This window comes from Bartonella queenslandensis AUST/NH15 (assembly GCF_000312585.1).
GTDB classification, from domain to species: domain Bacteria; phylum Pseudomonadota; class Alphaproteobacteria; order Rhizobiales; family Rhizobiaceae; genus Bartonella; species Bartonella queenslandensis_A.
The window spans coordinates 1-435 of the sequence record NZ_HE998171.1 but is presented as its reverse complement, the minus strand read 5'-3'; the positions used below and the strand labels follow the sequence as shown (position 1 = coordinate 435).

1 pseudogene is annotated in these 435 nt (G+C 42.1%); it reads left to right on the top strand.

The window, feature by feature from the left end:
* Positions 1-435, top strand: a pseudogene (locus tag BN338_RS09765) (transporter); the annotation flags it as partial.

Below are 435 nucleotides of genomic sequence, written 5' to 3'. Positions count from 1 at the left end.
GCCGGTGGTGGCACCTATATGTCCTTGAAAAATGGGAAGCCAACAGGCATAGCACCGCTAAAAGGTTTAGACTATAGCAATCCAGCAGATAGGGTCTTTTTACGACAGTGGATTATAAAGCTTGTTTCTTCTGAAGATCAAAAGATCAGTGAAGCGGAAAGACAAGATATCACGTCTGCCGTTGAACAGCTTGCCTTATTGCCAAAAGAACAACGGACAATATCCGCCCTACAAATGTTTTTTGACACCACCCATAGGGAGGGGATAGCGGGGCGTTTAGAGAGATGGTGTAAAGGCAATGCGTTAGGATGGGTCTTTGACAATCCTGATGATGACATTGGCATTGATGCGAAATTTATTGGTTATGATATGACGGATTTTTTGGATAATGATGAAATTCGTCCACCCTTGATGATGTATCTTTTTCATAGAATT